This window comes from Streptomyces sp. LN549, from assembly GCF_043203805.1.
Classification (GTDB): domain Bacteria; phylum Actinomycetota; class Actinomycetes; order Streptomycetales; family Streptomycetaceae; genus Streptomyces.
In genome coordinates, this window is sequence record NZ_JAZHRI010000002.1 from 6,521,564 (window position 1) to 6,539,153 (window position 17,590).

General features: G+C 71.1%; 13 protein-coding genes. 9 read left to right on the top strand and 4 right to left on the bottom strand.

The window, feature by feature from the left end; all coding sequences use genetic code 11:
• Positions 1–32 precede the first annotated feature (32 nt).
• Both SH922_RS29360 and SH922_RS29365 read right to left on the bottom strand, forming a co-directional pair.
• Positions 33–998 carry an LLM class flavin-dependent oxidoreductase gene (locus SH922_RS29360; protein WP_393061106.1) on the bottom strand — a complete coding sequence of 322 codons (966 nt, stop codon included), beginning with the start codon at positions 996–998 and terminating at the stop codon, positions 33–35.
• Between the two features lie 63 nt (positions 999–1,061).
• A complete protein-coding gene (locus SH922_RS29365; RefSeq protein WP_393061108.1) occupies positions 1,062–2,453 on the bottom strand; it encodes a purine-cytosine permease family protein in 1,392 nt (463 codons plus the stop codon).
• A 262-nt stretch (positions 2,454–2,715) separates the two neighbouring features.
• Here SH922_RS29365 and ftsY point away from each other — a divergent pair, with 262 nt between their 5' ends.
• Positions 2,716–3,924 (top strand): signal recognition particle-docking protein FtsY, encoded by a 1,209-nt coding sequence (gene ftsY, locus SH922_RS29370; RefSeq protein WP_393061110.1) that lies wholly within the window; start codon positions 2,716–2,718, stop codon positions 3,922–3,924.
• Positions 3,925–4,003: 79 nt separating this feature from the next.
• Here the strand turns inward: ftsY and SH922_RS29375 are convergent, their stop codons facing one another.
• A complete protein-coding gene (locus SH922_RS29375; RefSeq protein ID WP_393061112.1) occupies positions 4,004–4,660 on the bottom strand; it encodes a bifunctional DNA primase/polymerase in 657 nt (218 codons plus the stop codon).
• A gap of 421 nt (positions 4,661–5,081) precedes the next feature.
• Between SH922_RS29375 and SH922_RS29380 the strand changes: the two genes are divergently transcribed.
• From SH922_RS29380 to ftsH, 6 genes are all read left to right on the top strand, one after another.
• On the top strand, positions 5,082–6,557 hold the full coding sequence (locus tag SH922_RS29380; RefSeq protein ID WP_362550236.1) for a hypothetical protein: 1,476 nt from the start codon (positions 5,082–5,084) through the stop codon (positions 6,555–6,557).
• A 382-nt stretch (positions 6,558–6,939) separates the two neighbouring features.
• The gene (locus tag SH922_RS29385) at positions 6,940–8,292 is read left to right on the top strand and encodes an ammonium transporter (protein WP_393061114.1); all 1,353 of its coding nucleotides are present in this window, start codon (positions 6,940–6,942) and stop codon (positions 8,290–8,292) included.
• Positions 8,289–8,627 carry a P-II family nitrogen regulator gene (locus SH922_RS29390; protein ID WP_136330688.1) on the top strand — a complete coding sequence of 113 codons (339 nt, stop codon included), beginning with the start codon at positions 8,289–8,291 and terminating at the stop codon, positions 8,625–8,627. The genes SH922_RS29385 and SH922_RS29390 overlap by 4 nt, the downstream gene beginning before the upstream one ends.
• 31 nt (positions 8,628–8,658) lie before the next feature.
• Complete coding sequence (locus SH922_RS29395; RefSeq protein WP_393061116.1) at positions 8,659–11,058, top strand: [protein-PII] uridylyltransferase; 2,400 nt, start codon at positions 8,659–8,661, stop codon at positions 11,056–11,058.
• Positions 11,059–11,179: 121 nt separating this feature from the next.
• Entirely contained in the window at positions 11,180–12,733 is a 1,554-nt protein-coding gene (gene ffh, locus SH922_RS29400) for a signal recognition particle protein (RefSeq protein ID WP_393061118.1), read from the top strand.
• A 174-nt stretch (positions 12,734–12,907) separates the two neighbouring features.
• Positions 12,908–14,824, top strand: coding sequence for an ATP-dependent zinc metalloprotease FtsH (gene ftsH / locus SH922_RS29405; protein ID WP_393061120.1), 1,917 nt, complete (start codon positions 12,908–12,910; stop codon positions 14,822–14,824).
• Positions 14,825–14,957: 133 nt separating this feature from the next.
• Here ftsH and SH922_RS29410 read toward each other — a convergent pair whose 3' ends face one another.
• Entirely contained in the window at positions 14,958–15,812 is an 855-nt protein-coding gene (locus SH922_RS29410; protein WP_393061122.1) for an SAM-dependent methyltransferase, read from the bottom strand.
• Between the two features lie 581 nt (positions 15,813–16,393).
• Here SH922_RS29410 and SH922_RS29415 point away from each other — a divergent pair.
• Both SH922_RS29415 and rpsP read left to right on the top strand, forming a co-directional pair.
• Positions 16,394–16,987 (top strand): hypothetical protein, encoded by a 594-nt coding sequence (locus tag SH922_RS29415; RefSeq protein WP_136329609.1) that lies wholly within the window; start codon positions 16,394–16,396, stop codon positions 16,985–16,987.
• Between the two features lie 158 nt (positions 16,988–17,145).
• Positions 17,146–17,589, top strand: a complete 444-nt coding sequence (gene rpsP / locus SH922_RS29420) for a 30S ribosomal protein S16 (RefSeq protein WP_326739033.1) — start codon at positions 17,146–17,148, stop codon at positions 17,587–17,589.
• Position 17,590 lies beyond the last annotated feature (1 nt).

Below are 17,590 nucleotides of genomic sequence, written 5' to 3' on the forward strand. Positions count from 1 at the left end.
CGCGCCCGCGAGCCGGGGCCGTACGCATGTCGTCACCCCCCGATCGCCCCGCAGAACAGCCGCAGACTGCGCCACCCCTCCTCGACCGGCATCCCGCCGCACAGCGGGTGCAGCACCAGGCTGTCCAGCTCCCCGGCCAGGGCCGCGCACGCCTCCGGTGTGACGACCCGGTAGACGCCCTCGGCCCGGAGTTCCGCCACCGTCGTCGCCGCCGAGCGGACGGCCGAGCGGATGTCCTTGGACTGCCAGGAGGCGTACGTGCACGCCTCGTGCAGGAAGTGCTCCCCGTACTCGGCCCAGGTCCGGTCCGGATCCTCGGACACGTGCAGCAACGGCGTCTCGGCGGCGGGCATCATGCAGAAGCCCTCCGTGCCGTGCTCCGCGCGCCGCTCGTGGTAGTACGCCTCCAGCTCCGGCAGGTGCGCGCTCGGGAACAGCGGCAGCCCCAGCCGCGCCGCCCGCCGCGCCGCCGCCCGCGAGCTGCCGCCCACCAGCAGCAGCGGATGCGGGCGGGTGTACGGCCGCGGGGTGACCGTGACCGTACGGCCGCGGAACTCGAACGGCTCCCCGGTCCACGCCTGCAACAGCGTCTCCAGCACTTCGTCCTGGAGACGGCCGCGCCTGCCCCACTCGACGCCGGCCCGCTCGTACTCCTCGGGCCGGTAGCCGATCCCCGCGACCGTGACCAGCCGGCCCGCACTCAGCAGGTCGAGCACCGCGATGTCCTCGGCCAGCCGCAGCGGGTCGTGCAGCGGCCCGATGACCGCGGAGACCGTGACCGCGATCCGGCGGGTGGCCCCGAAGACGGCACCGGCGAGGACGAACGGGGACGGCAGCCAGGAGTTGGCGGCCCCGTGGTGTTCCTCGGTCTGCACGGTGTCGACGCCGTTCTCGTCGGCGTACGCGGCCATGTCCAGTGCCGCACGGTAGCGGGCCGAGAGGGACCCCGGGGTGGCATGGGGATCGACGAGGTTGAACCGGACGACGGTGAAGGCCATGACGCTGTCCCCCTGGATCCTGACTGGCGGGCCGGGCGAGGCCGGACCCTAGCTGACGAGGCGTCAGAAGGGTAGGGGCATGGCCCGCCGTCGCTCCCCGGGCCGCGGCAGGATTGCGTACAGACCGCCCGAGACGACGATCGTGACCGCCCAGCCGAGCCCGTTGCGTCCCGTCCAGGTCGCCGCGAGCGGGCCGGTGAACCACTCCACACCGGTGAACAGCAGCCCCACCGACAGACCCGCAGCCCAGGCCGCCACCGCGCTCCACGCGAAGCCGCCCGTGTACCAGTAGGCGCTGGTCGGGGTGGTGTTCATGAGTGCCACCGGGTCGTATACGCGCCCGCGCAGCAGATCCACGCCGAAGACGCCGATCCATGCCGAGAACGTCACCGCGAGCAGATTCAGAAAGGAGACGAACGAATCGACGAAACTGCTCGCCACGAGCATCAGCAGTAACCCCAGGAACAGGCTGATCGCGGCATTCACGCCGACGGCCCAGGCGCGCGGCACCGTGAATCCCAGGGTCTGTGCGGTGAATCCGGCCGAATACATCGACATGGCGTTGATCAGCACCATGCCGAGAACGGCGATGGCCAGATACGGAACCGAGATCCAGTCGGGCAACAGCACTCCGATGAACGAGACCGGATCATGAGTGACGGCCAGCTCCGGCGTGCCCACCGCCATCACCGCCCCCATCAGAACCATCGGCAGGAATACGATTCCCGCGCCGCCCACGGTCGCCGCGACCATCGCCCGCCCGGATGCGGTGCGCGGCAGATAGCGGGTGAAGTCGGGTCCCGACGGTGCCCAGCTGATGCCGCCGGCCGCCAGGGTGCCGATCCCGGCGATCATCGCCGATGCCGGTCCGGCCGGCCGGTCCAGGACGGTCCCCCAGGCCGTCGACCCGGCCAGGTGCACCAGGACCAGGACACTGAACCCGCCGAAGAGGTACGCGGACCAGACGCAGCACACCCGCAGGGCCCGTGCGCCCAGCCCCGACAGGAGAAAGCTGCCCGCCACGAAGGCGAGCAGCGTCACCATGATCAGCGTCGTGGTGCTCCGGACGCCGAAGAGCAGGTCGAGCACGGCCAGCAGGGCGTACGCACCGGTGACCGCGTTCGCCGTCTCCCACCCCCAGCGGGCCACCCAGATCAGCGCACCGGGCGCCAGATTGCCCCGCTGGCCGAAAACGGCCCGCGAGAGCGCCATGCCGGGGGCGCCGCCGCTGCGCCCCGCGACCGAGATCAGGCCGACCATGCCGAACGAGACGGCCGGAGCCGCGACCGCGACGACCAGCACCTGCCAGAAGCTCAGTCCGTCGAAGACGACGAGCCCGGCACCGATGGTGAGCAGCAGTACGGTCATGTTCGCTGCCGCCCAGGTGGGGAAGAGGGCCCGTGCCCGGCCGGTGCGCTCGCTGTCGGGCACGGGGTCCAGCCCACGGGTCTCCACGGCCAGGATCGTACCTTTACCGGCATACGGTGCGTAACGCCCAGCTGCATACGGGGCAGCGCGCGTCCCGCCGGCTGCCGCACCGGCCCGGCTCCCGGCGGCGGACACCGCCCGGACCGGACTGCGGACGGCAACCGGGGCCGAAGGCATGCGCGGTTGGGCGTACGGACCTCACCGTCCAGGGGCTGTCGCGCGCATTCGCCCCCCTGTGGGAGCGGGCATCCCTCGCGCGGCGCCGCACGTGACCGATACTGGGTGGGTTATGGAATTCGTCATCCTTGCTGTAGTCATCGCCCTGGTCGCGGTCGGCGTGATCAGCGGGCTCGTGGTCAGCAGCCGCAAGAAGAAGCAGCTGCCCCCGGCACCGTCGAGCACGCCGACCATCACTCCTCCCGCCGAGCCCCATGTCGGCGAGGAGGCCGAAACGCCGCGCGACGAATCGCGCCGCACCATCGAGGAGGTCGGCCTTCCGCCCGAGGAGGCCGCCGGGAAGGCTCCGGAAACCGCCGAGCCGGAGGCTCCCGCAGCCCCCGTGCTGGACGTCCCCGAGCCCACCGCCGGCCGTCTCGTACGACTGCGGGCCCGGCTCGCCCGCTCGCAGAACTCCCTCGGCAAGGGGCTGCTCACGCTCCTGTCCCGGGACAACCTCGACGAGGACACCTGGGAGGAGATCGAGGACACCCTCCTCACCGCCGACGTCGGCGTCGCTCCCACCCAGGAACTGGTCGAACGGCTCCGGGAGCGCGTACGCGTCCTCGGCACCCGTACCCCCGAGGAGCTGCGCAAGCTGCTGCGTGAGGAGCTCCTCACCCTCCTCGGCACCGACTTCGACCGTGCGGTCAAGACCGAGAGCGGCGCGGACACCCCCGGCGTCGTGATGGTCGTCGGTGTCAACGGCACCGGCAAGACCACCACCACCGGCAAGCTGGCCCGGGTGCTGGTGGCCGACGGCCGCAGCGTCGTACTCGGTGCGGCCGACACCTTCCGTGCGGCCGCCGCCGATCAGCTCCAGACCTGGGGCGAGCGCGTCGGTGCCCGCACCGTGCGCGGACCCGAGGGTGGCGACCCGGCGTCGATCGCCTTCGACGCCGTGAAGGAAGGCATCGCCGAGGGCGCCGACGTCGTCCTCATCGACACGGCGGGCCGGCTGCACACCAAGACCGGGCTGATGGACGAGCTCGGCAAGGTCAAGCGGGTCGTCGAGAAGCACGGACCGCTCGACGAGATCCTGCTCGTCCTCGACGCCACCACCGGGCAGAACGGCCTGGTGCAGGCGCGGGTGTTCGCCGAGGTCGTCGACATCACCGGCATCGTCCTCACCAAGCTCGACGGCACCGCCAAGGGCGGCATCGTCATCGCCGTCCAGCGTGAGCTGGGTGTACCGGTGAAGCTGGTCGGGCTCGGCGAGGGGCCGGACGATCTGGCCCCCTTCGAGCCGGAGGCGTTCGTGGACGCCCTGATCGGGGACTGAGTACCTCCGTACAGCGAGGAGCCCGGCCGCACACATCGTGTGGCCGGGCTCCTCGCTGTACGGAGGTGTGGCCGGGCGCTCAGCAGGGAGCCAGCCGGTGGCAGACGTAGGCCAGCGTGCCCAGGAGCAGCCGGGCCTCCGGGGGCGCCGCCGCGGTGTCCAGGGCCGGCGGGCGCAGCCAGCGGACCGGGCCCAGGCCCCCCTGGTCCGACGGTGGCGCGGTGATGTGGGAGCCGGCGCCGAACGCCCGCAGGTCCAGGCCCGTGTCGTCCCAGCCCATCCGGTACAGCAGCCGGGGGAGTTCGGCGGCCGCTCCGGGCGCGACGAAGAACTGCGCCCGCCCGGCAGGGGTCACGGCCACCGGGCCCAGCGGCAGCCCCATCCGCTCCATCCGCACGAGCGCCCGGCGCCCGGCCGGCTCCGCGACATCGAGCACATCGAAGCTGCGGCCCACCGGCAGCAGCATCGAGGCGCCGGGCACCTCGGCCCACGCGCGCGCCGCGGTGTCGAGCGTCGCCCCGGCCGGAACCTCCTGCGCGAAGGCCAGCGGATGCGCACCGGGGGCGGGGCAACCGGCTGTCCCGCACGAGCAGTTGCCGTCCGCGGCGCGCGCGCCGGGCGCGACCGCCCAGCCCCACAGCCCCGTGTACTCGGCCACCGCGGTGCCCTCGGCCGCACGGCCGCGGCGCCGCGCGCCGGATCGCATCTCACGGATGCCGCCGATCGTGAAGCCCATGCCCCCTCCAACGGGTCCGACGCACCGATGGTTACGGAAAGGAGTGACGTCGTGACACTCCGCCGTCCCTGGCGATCGACGTGAGCGCGGGGTGTGCCCCGGGAGTGCGAGCCCCCGTGTGCGCCCTTGAGTGCGCTCTGCGCCTACTGCTGATCGCTGTCTGTCAAGTGAATCGCGCCCGGCTGTGGTGGCGTTCATTCGAAGGGGTGGCGAATGGTGGCGTTTCTGCGAACGCCCTCGCCGAGGGGTGATCGTAGGATTACCGTCGGTACACGAGGCATGGAAGTATGTGCGCCCATGGGTATGCCGGAGGCAACCCGATTCTCTGTTCGATGGTGGGCAACCTGCATACGGGCAGCATCGGTTCGCGGCATTCTGATAGAGGTTCGCGCGACGGTATTCGGCGGATGGGGGCGTTCCAGTGAGTGGCAGCGGCGCAGGCGATTCGAATGCCGGCAAGCGCCCTAACGGGCAATTGGGATCCTGGTTCGTGCGCAGCGGCTGGTCGAAGGGCGAGCTGGCCCGGCAGGTGAACCGCAGGGCACGGCAGATGGGCGCCCACCACATCAGCACCGACACCTCGCGGGTGCGGCGCTGGCTCGACGGCGAGCAGCCGCGCGAACCGATCCCGCGCATCCTGTCCGAGCTGTTCTCCGAGCGTTTCGGCTCCGTCGTCGCCGTCGAGGACCTGGGGCTGCGCGCCGCCCACCAGGCCCCCTCCGTGGCCGGCGTCGATCTGCCCTGGGCCGGACCCCAGACCGTCGCCCTGCTCAGCGAGTTCTCCCGCAGCGACCTGATGCTCGCCCGCCGCGGCTTCCTCGGCAGCTCGCTCGCGCTCGCCGCCGGACCCGCCCTCATCGAGCCCATGCAGCGCTGGCTGGTGCCCGTCGCGTCCGGCGGATCCGTCGAGCCGGAGTCGGCCGCCGCCGCCCGTCGCCCCTCCCGGCTCTCCGGACCCGAGCTCGACCTGCTGGAATCCACCACCGCGATGTTCCGCCAGTGGGACGCCCAGTGCGGCGGCGGACTGCGCCGCAAGGCCGTCGTCGGCCAGCTCCACGAGGTCACCGACCTGCTCCAGGAGCCGCAGCCGGCCGCCACGGCGAAGCGCCTCTTCCGCTGCGCTGCCGAACTGGCCGAGCTGGCGGGCTGGATGAGTTACGACGTCGGCCTCCAGCCCACCGCCCAGAAGTACTTCGTGCTCGCCCTGCACGCCTCCAAGGAGGCCGGCGACAAGCCGCTGGGCTCGTACGTCCTGTCCAGCATGAGCCGTCAGATGATCCACCTCGGCCGCCCCGACGACGCCCTTGAACTCATCCACCTCGCGCAGTACGGCAGCCGCGACTGCGCCACCGCGCGGACCCAGGCCATGCTGTATGCGATGGAGGCCCGCGCCTACGCCAACATGGGCCAGCCCAGCAAGTGCAAGCGGGCCGTCCGGATGGCCGAGGACACCTTCCTCGACGCGGGGATCGACGGCGAGCCCGAGCCCGACTGGATCCGCTTCTTCTCCGAGGCCGAGCTCAACGGCGAGAACTCCCACTCCTACCGTGACCTGGCCTATGTGGCCGGCCGCAGCCCCACGTACGCCTCGCTCGCCGAACCCGTCATGCGCAGGGCGGTCGAGCTCTTCGGCGAGGACGACGAGCACCAGCGGTCGTACGCACTCAACCTCGTCGGTCTCGCCACCGTCCACCTCCTCAAGCGCGAGCCCGAGGAGTCCACCGTGCTGGCCGAGCAGGCGCTGCGCGTCGCCAAGAAGGTCCGCTCGGAGCGCGTCAACACCCGGCTGCGCAAGACCGTCGACACCGCGGCCAGGGACTTCGGGGACATTCCCGAGGTCGCCAGGCTCACCGACCTCCTCAGCGCACAACTCCCCGAGACCGCCGAAGCGGTCTGAAGAGTGTTCTGAAGGTCCCACCTGCCCCGGCCACGACAGCCACCCCGCACCGACCGACTTCGGCTCCCCCGATTGCCTGGTCAGTGGGTGGTCGTCGTGGCCGGTTCGTGTGGTCGTTCCCTTGCCGGAGCGTCGTAACCGCACCGTATGCGGCTCCGGCCGCAGAGTAGGCCCGAGCGCGGGTACGGCACGGGCGGTTCATGGGGACGTAACACGTCGGTCTCCTTCGTCACTGCGGCGAAACATCGTGTGGCATCGGCGGAAACGGCGCTGGGCGAATCTCATGGCCATAACCGGCCCGCACCTTTTCCCCAGTGGTCCCGCACGTGGTTACGCCCCCACCGCCCCCGCACGCGGCCGCACCGACGACGAGGAGACGCCGATGCCCCCAGGCATCACGACGCTTGCAGCAGACGCCCCGACGCTGTCTGCCGCCAACACCGGGTTCATGCTCATCTGTTCGGCCCTGGTGATGCTCATGACCCCGGCCCTGGCCTTCTTCTACGGAGGCATGGTCCGCGTCAAGAGCACCCTCAACATGCTGATGATGAGCTTCATCAGCCTCGGGATCGTCACGATCCTGTGGGTGCTCTACGGATTCAGCCTCGCCTTCGGTACCGACGCCGGCTCGATCATCGGATGGAGCCAGGACTTCGTCGGCCTCAGCGGGATCGGCGTCACGGAACTCTGGGACGGCTACACCATCCCGGTGTACGTCTTCGCCGTCTTCCAGCTGATGTTCGCGGTGCTCACCCCGGCCCTGATAAGCGGTGCCCTCGCCGACCGGGTCAAGTTCACCTCGTGGGCGCTCTTCATCACCCTCTGGGTCACCGTCGTCTACTTCCCGGTCGCGCACTGGGTCTGGGGCGCGGGCGGCTGGCTCTTCGAGCTGGGTGTCATCGACTTCGCCGGTGGTACGGCCGTCCACATCAACGCGGGTGCCGCGGCACTCGGCGTGATCCTCGTCATCGGCAAGCGCGTCGGATTCAAGAAGGACCCGATGCGGCCGCACAGCCTGCCGCTCGTCATGCTCGGCGCCGGTCTCCTCTGGTTCGGCTGGTTCGGCTTCAACGCCGGCTCGTGGCTCGGCAACGACGACGGCGTCGGCGCGGTCATGTTCGTCAACACGCAGGTCGCCACCGCCGCCGCGATGCTCGCCTGGCTCGGCTACGAGAAGCTCCGCCACGGCTCCTTCACCACGCTCGGTGCCGCCTCCGGTGCCGTCGCGGGACTCGTCGCCATCACCCCGGCGGGCGGCGCGGTCAGCCCGCTCGGTGCCATCGCTGTCGGTGCCATCGCCGGTGTGCTGTGCGCCATGGCGGTCGGCCTCAAGTACAAGCTCGGCTACGACGACTCCCTGGACGTCGTCGGCGTCCACCTCGTCGGCGGTGTCGTCGGGTCCCTGCTCATCGGCTTCTTCGCCACCGGCGGAGTCCAGTCCGACGCCAAGGGCCTCTTCTACGGCGGCGGTCTCGACCAGCTCGGCAAGCAGGCCGTCGGTGTCTTCGCGGTCCTCGCGTACTCTCTGATCGTCTCCGCGATCCTCGCCTTCCTGCTCGACAAGACGATCGGGATGCGGGTCGAGGAGGACGACGAGGTCTCCGGTATCGACCAGGTCGAGCACGCCGAGACGGCGTACGACTTCAGCGGCGCCGGCGGCGGTGCGGCCCCGCGCACCACGACCCCCGCGCCCGGCACCACGGCAACCCCGACGACCAAGAAGGTGGACGCATGAAGCTCATCACCGCAGTCGTGAAGCCCCACCGGCTTGACGAGATCAAGGAGGCCCTCCAGGCCTTCGGCGTCCAGGGCCTCACGGTCACGGAAGCCAGCGGCTACGGGCGTCAGCGCGGCCACACCGAGGTCTACCGGGGCGCCGAGTACACCGTCGACCTCGTACCGAAGATCCGCATCGAGGTCCTCGTCGAGGACGAGGACTCCGAACAGCTCATCGACGTCGTGGTCAAGGCCGCCCGGACCGGCAAGATCGGTGACGGCAAGGTCTGGAGCGTCCCGGTCGAGACCGCGATCCGGGTACGCACCGGGGAACGCGGCCCGGACGCACTCTGACCGACTGTTCCGCACACGGAAAGGCAGCTGGGTGACGAGCACCGAAGTGACCACCGAATCCGAGGACTCGGGACCCAGCGGCTACGCGGCGGCCCTCGCCACGCTCACGGACGAGTGGCTGACAGCCCTCTTCACCGCCGCGGCCGAACACGCCGGCGTCCGGGGCGCCGCCCTCGTCGCCGTCGGCGGCTACGGCCGCGGCGAGCTCTCCCCGCGCAGCGACCTCGACCTCCTGCTCCTGCATGACGGCAGCGCCGACGCCGGAGCCGTAGCGGCCCTCGCCGACCGCGTCTGGTACCCCGTCTGGGACCTGGGCCTCGCCCTCGACCACTCCGTACGCACCCCCGCCGAAGCCCGCAAGACGGCAGGTGAGGACCTCAAGGTCCAGCTCGGCCTGCTCGACGCCCGGCCCGTCGCCGGGGACCTCGGCCTCGTCGCCTCACTGCGCACCGCGATCCTCGCCGACTGGCGGAACCAGGCCCCCAAGCGCCTGCCCGCCCTCGACGAGCTCTGCCGCGAACGGGCCGAGCGCCAGGGCGAGCTCCAGTTCCTCCTGGAGCCCGACCTCAAGGAGGCCCGCGGCGGACTGCGCGACGCCACCGCCCTGCGCGCCGTAGCCGCCTCCTGGGTCGCCGACGCCCCCCGCGAAGGCCTCGCCGAGGCCCGCCGCGTCCTCCTCGACGCCCGCGACGCCCTCCACCTCACGACCGGCCGCGCCACCGACCGCCTGGCCCTCCAGGAGCAGGACCAGGTCGCCGCCTCCCTCGGCCTTCTCGACGCCGACGCACTGCTGCGCCAGGTGTACGAGGCCGCCCGCACCGTCTCGTACGCCACCGACGTCACCTGGCGCGAGGTCAACCGGGTGCTGCGTGCCCGGTCGGTCCGCCCCCGGCTGCGCGCCATGCTCGGCGGCGGCAGGGCCCCGGCCACCGACCGCACACCGCTCGCCGACGGTGTCGTCGAGGCCGACGGCGAGGTCGTCCTCGCCCGCACCGCCCGGCCCGAGCGCGACCCGGTCCTCGTCCTGCGCGCCGCCGCGGCGGCGGCCCAGTCCGAGCTGCCGCTCTCCCGCCATGTCGTACGGCACCTCGCCACCGCCACCAAGCCGCTGCCGGTGCCGTGGCCGGCCGAGGCCCGGGAGGAACTCGTCACGCTCCTCGGCGCGGGCGAGGCCACCGTCCCCGTCTGGGAGGCACTCGAAGCCGAGGGGCTCATCACCCGGCTCCTGCCCGACTGGGAACGAGTCCACTGCCGGCCCCAGCGCAACCCCGTCCACACCTGGACCGTCGACCGCCACCTCGTCGAGGCGGCCGTCCGCGCCTCCTCCCTCACCCGCCGCGTCGGCCGCCCCGACCTCCTGCTCGTCGCCGCGCTGCTCCACGACATCGGCAAGGGCTGGCCCGGCGACCACTCCGTCGCCGGTGAGGTCATCGCCCGCGACATGGCCGCCCGGATCGGCTTCGACCAGCACGACGTGGGCGTCATCGCCACCCTCGTACGCCACCATCTGCTGCTCATCGAGACCGCCACCCGCCGCGACCTCGACGACCCGGCCACCGTCCGCTCCGTCGCCACCGCCGTGGGGAGCGCCGCCACTCTGGAGCTCCTGCACGCGCTCACCGAGGCCGACGCACTCGCCACCGGGCCCGCCGCCTGGTCCACCTGGCGCGCCTCCCTCGTCGCCGACCTCGTCAAACGCGTCGCGGCGGTCCTCGCCGGCGAGGCGCCCGAGGAACCCGAGCCCGCGGCGCCCAGCGCCGAGCAGGAGCGCCTGGCCATCGAGGCCCTGCGCACCGGTGAGCCGGTCCTCGCCCTGCACGCCCAGGCGGAGACCCCGCACGAGGACGGCGGCCCCGAACCCGTCGGCGTCGAACTCCTCATCGCCCTCCCCGACCGGCCCGGCGTCCTCCCCGCCGCCGCCGGGGTCCTCGCCCTGCACCGCCTCACCGTCCGCGCCGCGGACCTGCGGGCCGTGGAACTCCCCACCGAAGTCGGCGAGACCGCGGACCTGCTGCTGCTCAGCTGGCGGGTCGCGGCCGAGTACGGCTCCCTGCCCCAGGCGGCCCGGCTGCGTGCCGACCTCGTACGCGCCCTGGACGGCTCCCTGGACATCCGGGCCCGCCTTGCCGAGCGGGAGGCCGCCTACCCGCGACGCCGCGGGGTGAAGGCCCCGCCGCCGAGGGTGACGGTCGCGGCCGCCGGTTCGCAGCTGGCCACGGTGATCGAGGTGCGCGCCCAGGACGCCCCCGGTCTGCTGCACCGGATCGGCCGGGCGCTGGAACAGAGCGGGGTGCGGGTGCGCAGTGCGCATGTGTCGACGCTGGGGGCGAACGCGGTGGACACGGTCTACGTCACGGACGCGGAGGGTGAGCCGCTCTCCGCGGAACGTGCCGCGGAGCTGGCCCGGAAGATCGAGAAGGCGCTCGGCTGAGCCCCTGCACCCTCCTCGTCCGTCACGAGAACCGGGCGAGGGCTTTGCGTTCTCCGGCGTCCGGATACCCTGGGGGACGACTACCTGACCCCGCCCCCGACCCTGAGGACCGACGAGCGCCGTGTTCGATACTCTCTCCGACCGCCTTGCCGCGACTTTCAAGAACCTCAGGGGCAAGGGCCGCTTGTCCGAGGCGGACATCGACGCCACGGCTCGCGAGATCCGTATCGCCCTGCTGGAAGCCGATGTCGCGCTCCCCGTCGTCCGGTCCTTCATCGCCAAGGTCAAGGAGCGGGCGCGTGGCGTCGAGGTCTCCCAGGCGCTGAATCCGGCGCAGCAGATGATCAAGATCGTCAACGAGGAGCTCGTCTCCATCCTCGGTGGCGAGACCCGTCGGCTGCGGTTCGCCAAGACCGCGCCCACCGTGATCATGCTCGCCGGTCTCCAGGGTGCCGGTAAGACGACCCTCGCCGGAAAGCTCGGCGTCTGGCTCAAGGGCCAGGGCCACTCCCCGCTGCTCGTCGCCTGTGACCTCCAGCGCCCCAACGCCGTGAACCAGCTGAGCGTCGTCGCCGACCGCGCCGGAGTCGCGGTGTACGCGCCGGAGCCGGGCAACGGCGTCGGTGACCCGGTCCAGGTCGCCAAGGACTCGATCGAGTACGCCCGGACCAAGCAATTCGACATCGTCGTCGTCGACACCGCCGGCCGCCTCGGTATCGACCAGGAGCTGATGCAGCAGGCCGCGGACATCCGCGACGCCGTCAACCCGGACGAGATCCTCTTCGTCGTCGACGCGATGATCGGCCAGGACGCGGTCAACACCGCCGAGGCCTTCCGCGACGGCGTCGGCTTCGACGGTGTGGTCCTCTCCAAGCTCGACGGTGACGCCCGCGGTGGTGCGGCCCTGTCGATCGCCCATGTCACGGGCAAGCAGATCATGTTCGCGTCGAACGGTGAGAAGCTCGAGGACTTCGACGCCTTCCACCCCGACCGCATGGCGTCCCGCATCCTCGACATGGGTGACCTGCTCACCCTGATCGAGCAGGCGGAGAAGACCTTCAGCCAGGAAGAGGCCGCTCAAATGGCCTCCAAGCTGGCGTCCAGCAAGGGCGGCAAGGACTTCACGCTCGACGACTTCCTGGCCCAGATGGAGCAGGTCCGGAAGATGGGCTCCATCTCCAAGCTGCTCGGGATGCTGCCCGGCATGGGACAGATCAAGGACCAGATCAACAACATCGACGAGCGCGATGTCGACCGCACCGCCGCGATCATCAAGTCGATGACCCCGAAGGAGCGCGCCGAGCCGACGATCATCAACGGCTCGCGGCGGGCCCGTATCGCCAAGGGTTCCGGTGTCGAGGTCAGCGCCGTGAAGAACCTGGTCGAGCGGTTCTTCGAGGCCCGCAAGATGATGTCGAAGATGGCACAGGGCGGTGGCATGCCGGGGATGCCCGGGATGCCGGGCATGGGTGGCGGCCCCGGCCGGCAGAAGAAGCAGGTCAAGCAGGCCAAGGGCAAGCGCAAGAGCGGTAACCCGATGAAGCGCAAGGCCGAGGAGCAGGCCGAGGCGGCCCGCCGCGAGCAGGCGGCCCAGGGCGGCGCGTTGGGTCTGCCGGCCGGTCAGGACGACAAGAACTTCGAGCTGCCCGACGAGTTCAAGAAGTTCATGGGCTGAGCAGCCTGCCGAGTTACGTCCCCGAGGGGGCGCCCGCTTCACGGCGGGCGCCCCCTCGGGCGTGTACGCGGGATGGCGAGGTCCCTCCATGGGCCCAGCAGACCGCCGCTCCGAGGGCTTCGCCCGTATTTCTCCCTTAATGTCGGCTCAATGGCTGTCGGCAGAGGAGACCGCGTGACCAATCCCGTACCTCCGCGCGACCGTACCGACCAGCCATGGCGCTCCGAGGGTGCACCGAAGCCCCCGCCACCCGGCCGGAAGATGCCGGGAGGCTGGGGCGGACTTCTGCTGACCGCGCTCGCTGTCTATCTGATCGCCAACCTGGTGCTCTCCTTCTTCAACGGCAAGGACGAGCCGACGATCGCGTACACGGAGTTCAGCAAGCAGGTCACCTCGGGCAACGTCTCCAAGATCTACTCCAAGGGCGATGCCATTCAGGGGCAGCTGAAGAAGGAGGCGAAGGTCCCGGGCAGCGACGACAAGTACACCAAGTTCGTCACGCAGCGGCCTGCCTTCGCCGATGACAACCTCTGGGGGGAGCTGGTCAAGGACGACGTCACGGTCACCGCCGAACCGGTCGTCAAGGAACGCAGCTTCCTCGCCAACCTGCTGATCTCGCTGGCACCGATGCTGCTGCTGGTCCTGCTGTGGGTGTTCATCGCCCGGCGGATGTCGCGCGGTGGGATGGGGGGCGGAATGGGCGGCTTCGGCCGCAAGGCCCCGCCCAAACCGGTCGAGCTGGAGGGGGACCGGCGTACGACGTTCAAGGACGTGGCGGGTATCGACGAGGTCGAGGGTGAGCTCAACGATGTCGTCGACTTCCTGAAGAACCCGGACGCCTACCGGAAGATGGGCGCCCGGATGCCTGGGGGAGTGCTGCTCGCGGGCCCTCCCGGCACCGGCAAGACACTGCTGGCGAGGGCGGTCGCGGGGGAGGCCGGGGTGCCGTTCTTCTCGGCCTCGGCCTCCGAGTTCATCGAGATGATCGTGGGTGTCGGCGCGGGCCGGGTCCGGGAGCTCTTCGCCGAGGCGCGCAAGGTCGCCCCCGCCATCGTGTTCATCGACGAGATCGACACCATCGGCCGGGCCCGCGGCGGCGGCTCGGGCATGGGCGGGCACGACGAGCGCGAGCAGACGCTCAACCAGATCCTCACGGAGATGGACGGCTTCTCCGGCTCGGAGGGCGTGGTGGTGCTCGCGGCGACCAACCGCGCCGACGTACTCGACCCGGCGCTCACCCGGCCCGGCCGTTTCGACCGGATCGTCCAGGTCAGCCCGCCGGACAGGAACGGCCGGGAGGCGATTCTGGAGATCCACACCCGGAGCATCCCGATGGCCGGGGACGTGGACCTGGCCCAGGTGGCCCGTACGACCCCGGGAATGACCGGAGCCGATCTCGCCAACCTCGCCAACGAGGCCGCGCTCCTTGCCGTGAAGCGGGGGCAGCCGGAGGTGAACGGCGCCGATTTCTCGGACGCCCTGGAGAAGGTCCAGCTCGGGGCGGAGCGCTCGCTCGTCATGTCGGACGAGGAGCGCCGGCGGACGGCGTACCACGAGAGCGGGCATGCGCTGCTGGGGATGCTCCAGCCCGGCTCGGACCCGGTCCGCAAGGTCACCATCGTGCCGCGCGGCCGCGCGCTGGGTGTCACGCTCTCGACGCCGGACGCCGACAAGTACGCGTACACCGAGGAGTATCTGCGCGGCCGGATCATCGGCGCGCTCGGTGGCATGGCCGCCGAGCAGGTGGTGTTCGGCGTCATCACGACCGGCGCGGAGAGCGACCTGGAACAGGTCACCAACCTGGCCCGGGGGATGGTGGGCCGCTGGGGCATGAGCCACCGGGTGGGCCGGCTGACGGCGATCCCGGGCGATGCCCAGCAGGCGTACGGGCTGTCGGCCGCGCCCGCGACGCTGGACGCGGTGGACGGTGAGATGCGGCGCATCGTCGACGAGTGCTACGAGGAGGCGTGCCGGCTGCTGCGCGAGAACCGGGACCGGCTGGACTCGCTGGCCACGGCGCTGCTGGCGACCGAGACGCTGGACGAAGCGGACGCCTACCGGGCGGCCGGGATCTCCCGGCTGGTGAAGTAGCCGCTTAGGGGGACGGGGGTGGCGTGGCTTCCGGGGCCGGCCGGCACGGACCGGCACCCGGAGGTCCTGCTTCGTGAGGTTCTGCGTCGTGAGTCGTGAGGTTCCGTGCCGTGAAGTCCTGCGTCCTGAGGTCCTACGTCGTGCAGACGAGATAACGGAACACGTTGGGCATCCAGACCGTGCCGTCCCGGCGCAGGTGCGGATGCAGGGCCTCCGCCACCTCCTTCTCCACCTGGGACCGGTCCGTCGCCTCTATCGCAGCGTCGAAGAGCCGCGTCGACAGCAGACCCCGTACCGCGCTGTCCACGTCCGCGTAGCCGAACGGGCAGGCCACCCGCCCCGAGCCGTCCGGCTTCAGCCCGGACCGGAACGCCACGTTCTCCAGATCGTCCCGCCGCGCTCCGAGCCGGCTCGTGGTCCGCGAAGTTCCCGAGCCCTCCGCGAGCCGGGTCGCCACACGCAGCACGGCATCGGTGGCGCACCGCTCGGGCGGCCCCCAGCCGGTCAGGACGACCGTGCTGCGCCGGCCGGCCGAGGGCACCGCGGCGCCGAGCGTCCGCACCAGTTCCTCCCCGTCGTCGGGGGAGCAGCCGATCGGGGTGAACGCGGTGATCAGGCTGTAGGGCTCGTGGCCGGCAGCCGTGGCCGGAAGGGACTCAAGGAGCTGCGGTCCTGTGGACCCGGCCACGGGCTTGTCCTCCGGGCCGGCCAGCAGCCGGATCCGGGCGAGCGCCAGGCGTTCGAGGTCGGGGTCGACGCCGGTGACGTGTGCCCCGCGGCCGGCCGCGATCAGCAGCGCGAGTCCGGAGCCGCAGCCGAGCGAGAGCATGCGCGTGGCCGGTCCGACTTCGAGCCGTGTGTACACAGCCTCGTAGAGCGGTGCGAGCATCCGCTCCTGGATCTCGGCCCAGTCACGGGCGCGGGAGCCGGTGTCCACGGGCGCGGACGGCTTCGCCTGCGTGTGGTGCCGGACGAGCGTTGGTGTCATGGAATGCGCCCCAATCCGCCGAGAGGCCGGTCATACCGATCGGTCGTGCCTGATGGACGATTTCCCCGTGGCCGTACGTCCGCGCTTCCCCCGTATGCCAGAGAACTGCGCATCGGCCGCCGCGTCCAGGGGTCTACGGGCCATGGTTGCCCGTGGCGGCGGCCGGCGATGCGCTCCGACCGGAACGTCTGCAGGGCGTGGGGGCCCAGGGGTTGTGCTTTCCCGTACTGCGGTCCCAGTCTCACCCGGCGCGCGGGGGTGGGCACGTCGAGCGCTCCGCGCCGGGCCACGCGGCGGCTGCGGCGCTGCTCGGGGGAGGGGGCGTGAGGGTGGGCGGTGCGCCGGGTACTGTCGGTTACCGCGCCCGGCGCCCGCATCACCGGCGGGTGGGCGTACGCGCCGTCTACGCGCTCGGGCGTACGCGGCGCTACGTACCACCTTGGTGTGAGCTGTGAGTCTTCTCCGCAGATCAGCGCACCCGCCCTCGTCAGGACGCATGAATGGCAACTGACTGGTACGTGCAAAATATTTGGGATGGCCCGGAATCGGAACACCGGGGCACTCGCGCTCGTTGTCACGACGTGAGCACGACACCACCTGTACTTGCCGCAGAGCTGGCACAGGCGTGGGCCGACATTCAGCGGTACCACTCCGAGCTGCCCGATCTAGCCGCGCCCGAGTCCCTGATCGGAGAGTCCTCGTCCGCCTGTGGCGCCGAACTCTCCTTCGAGCGACTGCTCCATGAGGCAGTCCATGGCATTGCCGCCGCCCGAGGTGTCCGCGACACCTCGCGCGCCGGCCGATACCACAACCGTCGATTCCTCGCGATCGCCGAGGAGCTGGGCCTCGATCACGCCGAGGAGCCCCACCCCAGCAGTGGCTTCTCGCTGGTCACGCTCAACCCCGAAGCCAAGCGCCGGTACCGGCCGACGATGGAACGGCTGCAGCGCGCCCTCAAGGCGCACACCGTGGCCACCGCCGCCGACACCAAGCGCTCCTTCCGCGGGCCCGCGGCCCGGCACGGCTCCTCCGGAGGGGGCGTGCGGGTCAAGGCCGTCTGCGACTGCGGTCGCAATGTGCGCGTCGTCCCGTCGGTCCTCGCGCAGGCCCCGATCGTCTGCGGCGGCTGCGGAAAGCCGTTCCGGATCCCGGAAGCAGTGGTCGCGGTGGGGTGAGGCGATGTGGTGTGGCACAATGGCTAGCTGTACTCGACAGTCGCATAGGACCCCTCTCTCCTCCGGCTGACGCGTCCATCGGGCACTCCGAGTACCGCAACCCCACGTGGCATCTTTGTTGTGCCCAACCACGTCATAGACCAGGAGACACCACTTCCGTGGCAGTCAAGATCAAGCTGAAGCGTCTGGGCAAGATCCGTTCGCCTCACTACCGCATCGTCGTCGCCGACTCCCGTACCCGCCGTGATGGCCGGGCCATCGAGGAGATCGGCCTGTACCACCCGGTGCAGAACCCCTCGCGCATCGAGGTCAACGCAGAGCGCGCGCAGTACTGGCTGTCCGTCGGCGCCCAGCCGACCGAGCCGGTTCTCGCGATCCTGAAGCTCACCGGTGACTGGCAGGCGCACAAGGGCCTCCCGGCCCCCGCGCCGCTGCTGCAGCCGGAGCCCAAGGCTGACAAGCGCGCCCTGTTCGAGGCCCTCACCAAGGACATCGGCGAGGAGTCCAAGGGCGAGGCCATCACGCAGAAGGCGAAGAAGGCCGACAAGAAGGCGGACGACGCTGCTGACGCAGCTGCGCCCGCCGAGTCGACCGAGGCCTGAG

What these genes read in the sequence shown, in the direction of transcription:
- SH922_RS29360 (WP_393061106.1), bottom strand. Translation starts at nt 998, where the DNA reads ATGGCCTTCACCGTCGTCCGGTTCAACCTCGTCGATCCCCATGCCACC.
- ftsY (WP_393061110.1), top strand. Translation starts at nt 2,716, where the DNA reads ATGGAATTCGTCATCCTTGCTGTAGTCATCGCCCTGGTCGCGGTCGGC.
- SH922_RS29375 (WP_393061112.1), bottom strand. Translation starts at nt 4,660, where the DNA reads ATGGGCTTCACGATCGGCGGCATCCGTGAGATGCGATCCGGCGCGCGG.
- SH922_RS29385 (WP_393061114.1), top strand. Translation starts at nt 6,940, where the DNA reads ATGCCCCCAGGCATCACGACGCTTGCAGCAGACGCCCCGACGCTGTCT.
- SH922_RS29390 (WP_136330688.1), top strand. Translation starts at nt 8,289, where the DNA reads ATGAAGCTCATCACCGCAGTCGTGAAGCCCCACCGGCTTGACGAGATC.
- SH922_RS29410 (WP_393061122.1), bottom strand. Translation starts at nt 15,812, where the DNA reads ATGACACCAACGCTCGTCCGGCACCACACGCAGGCGAAGCCGTCCGCG.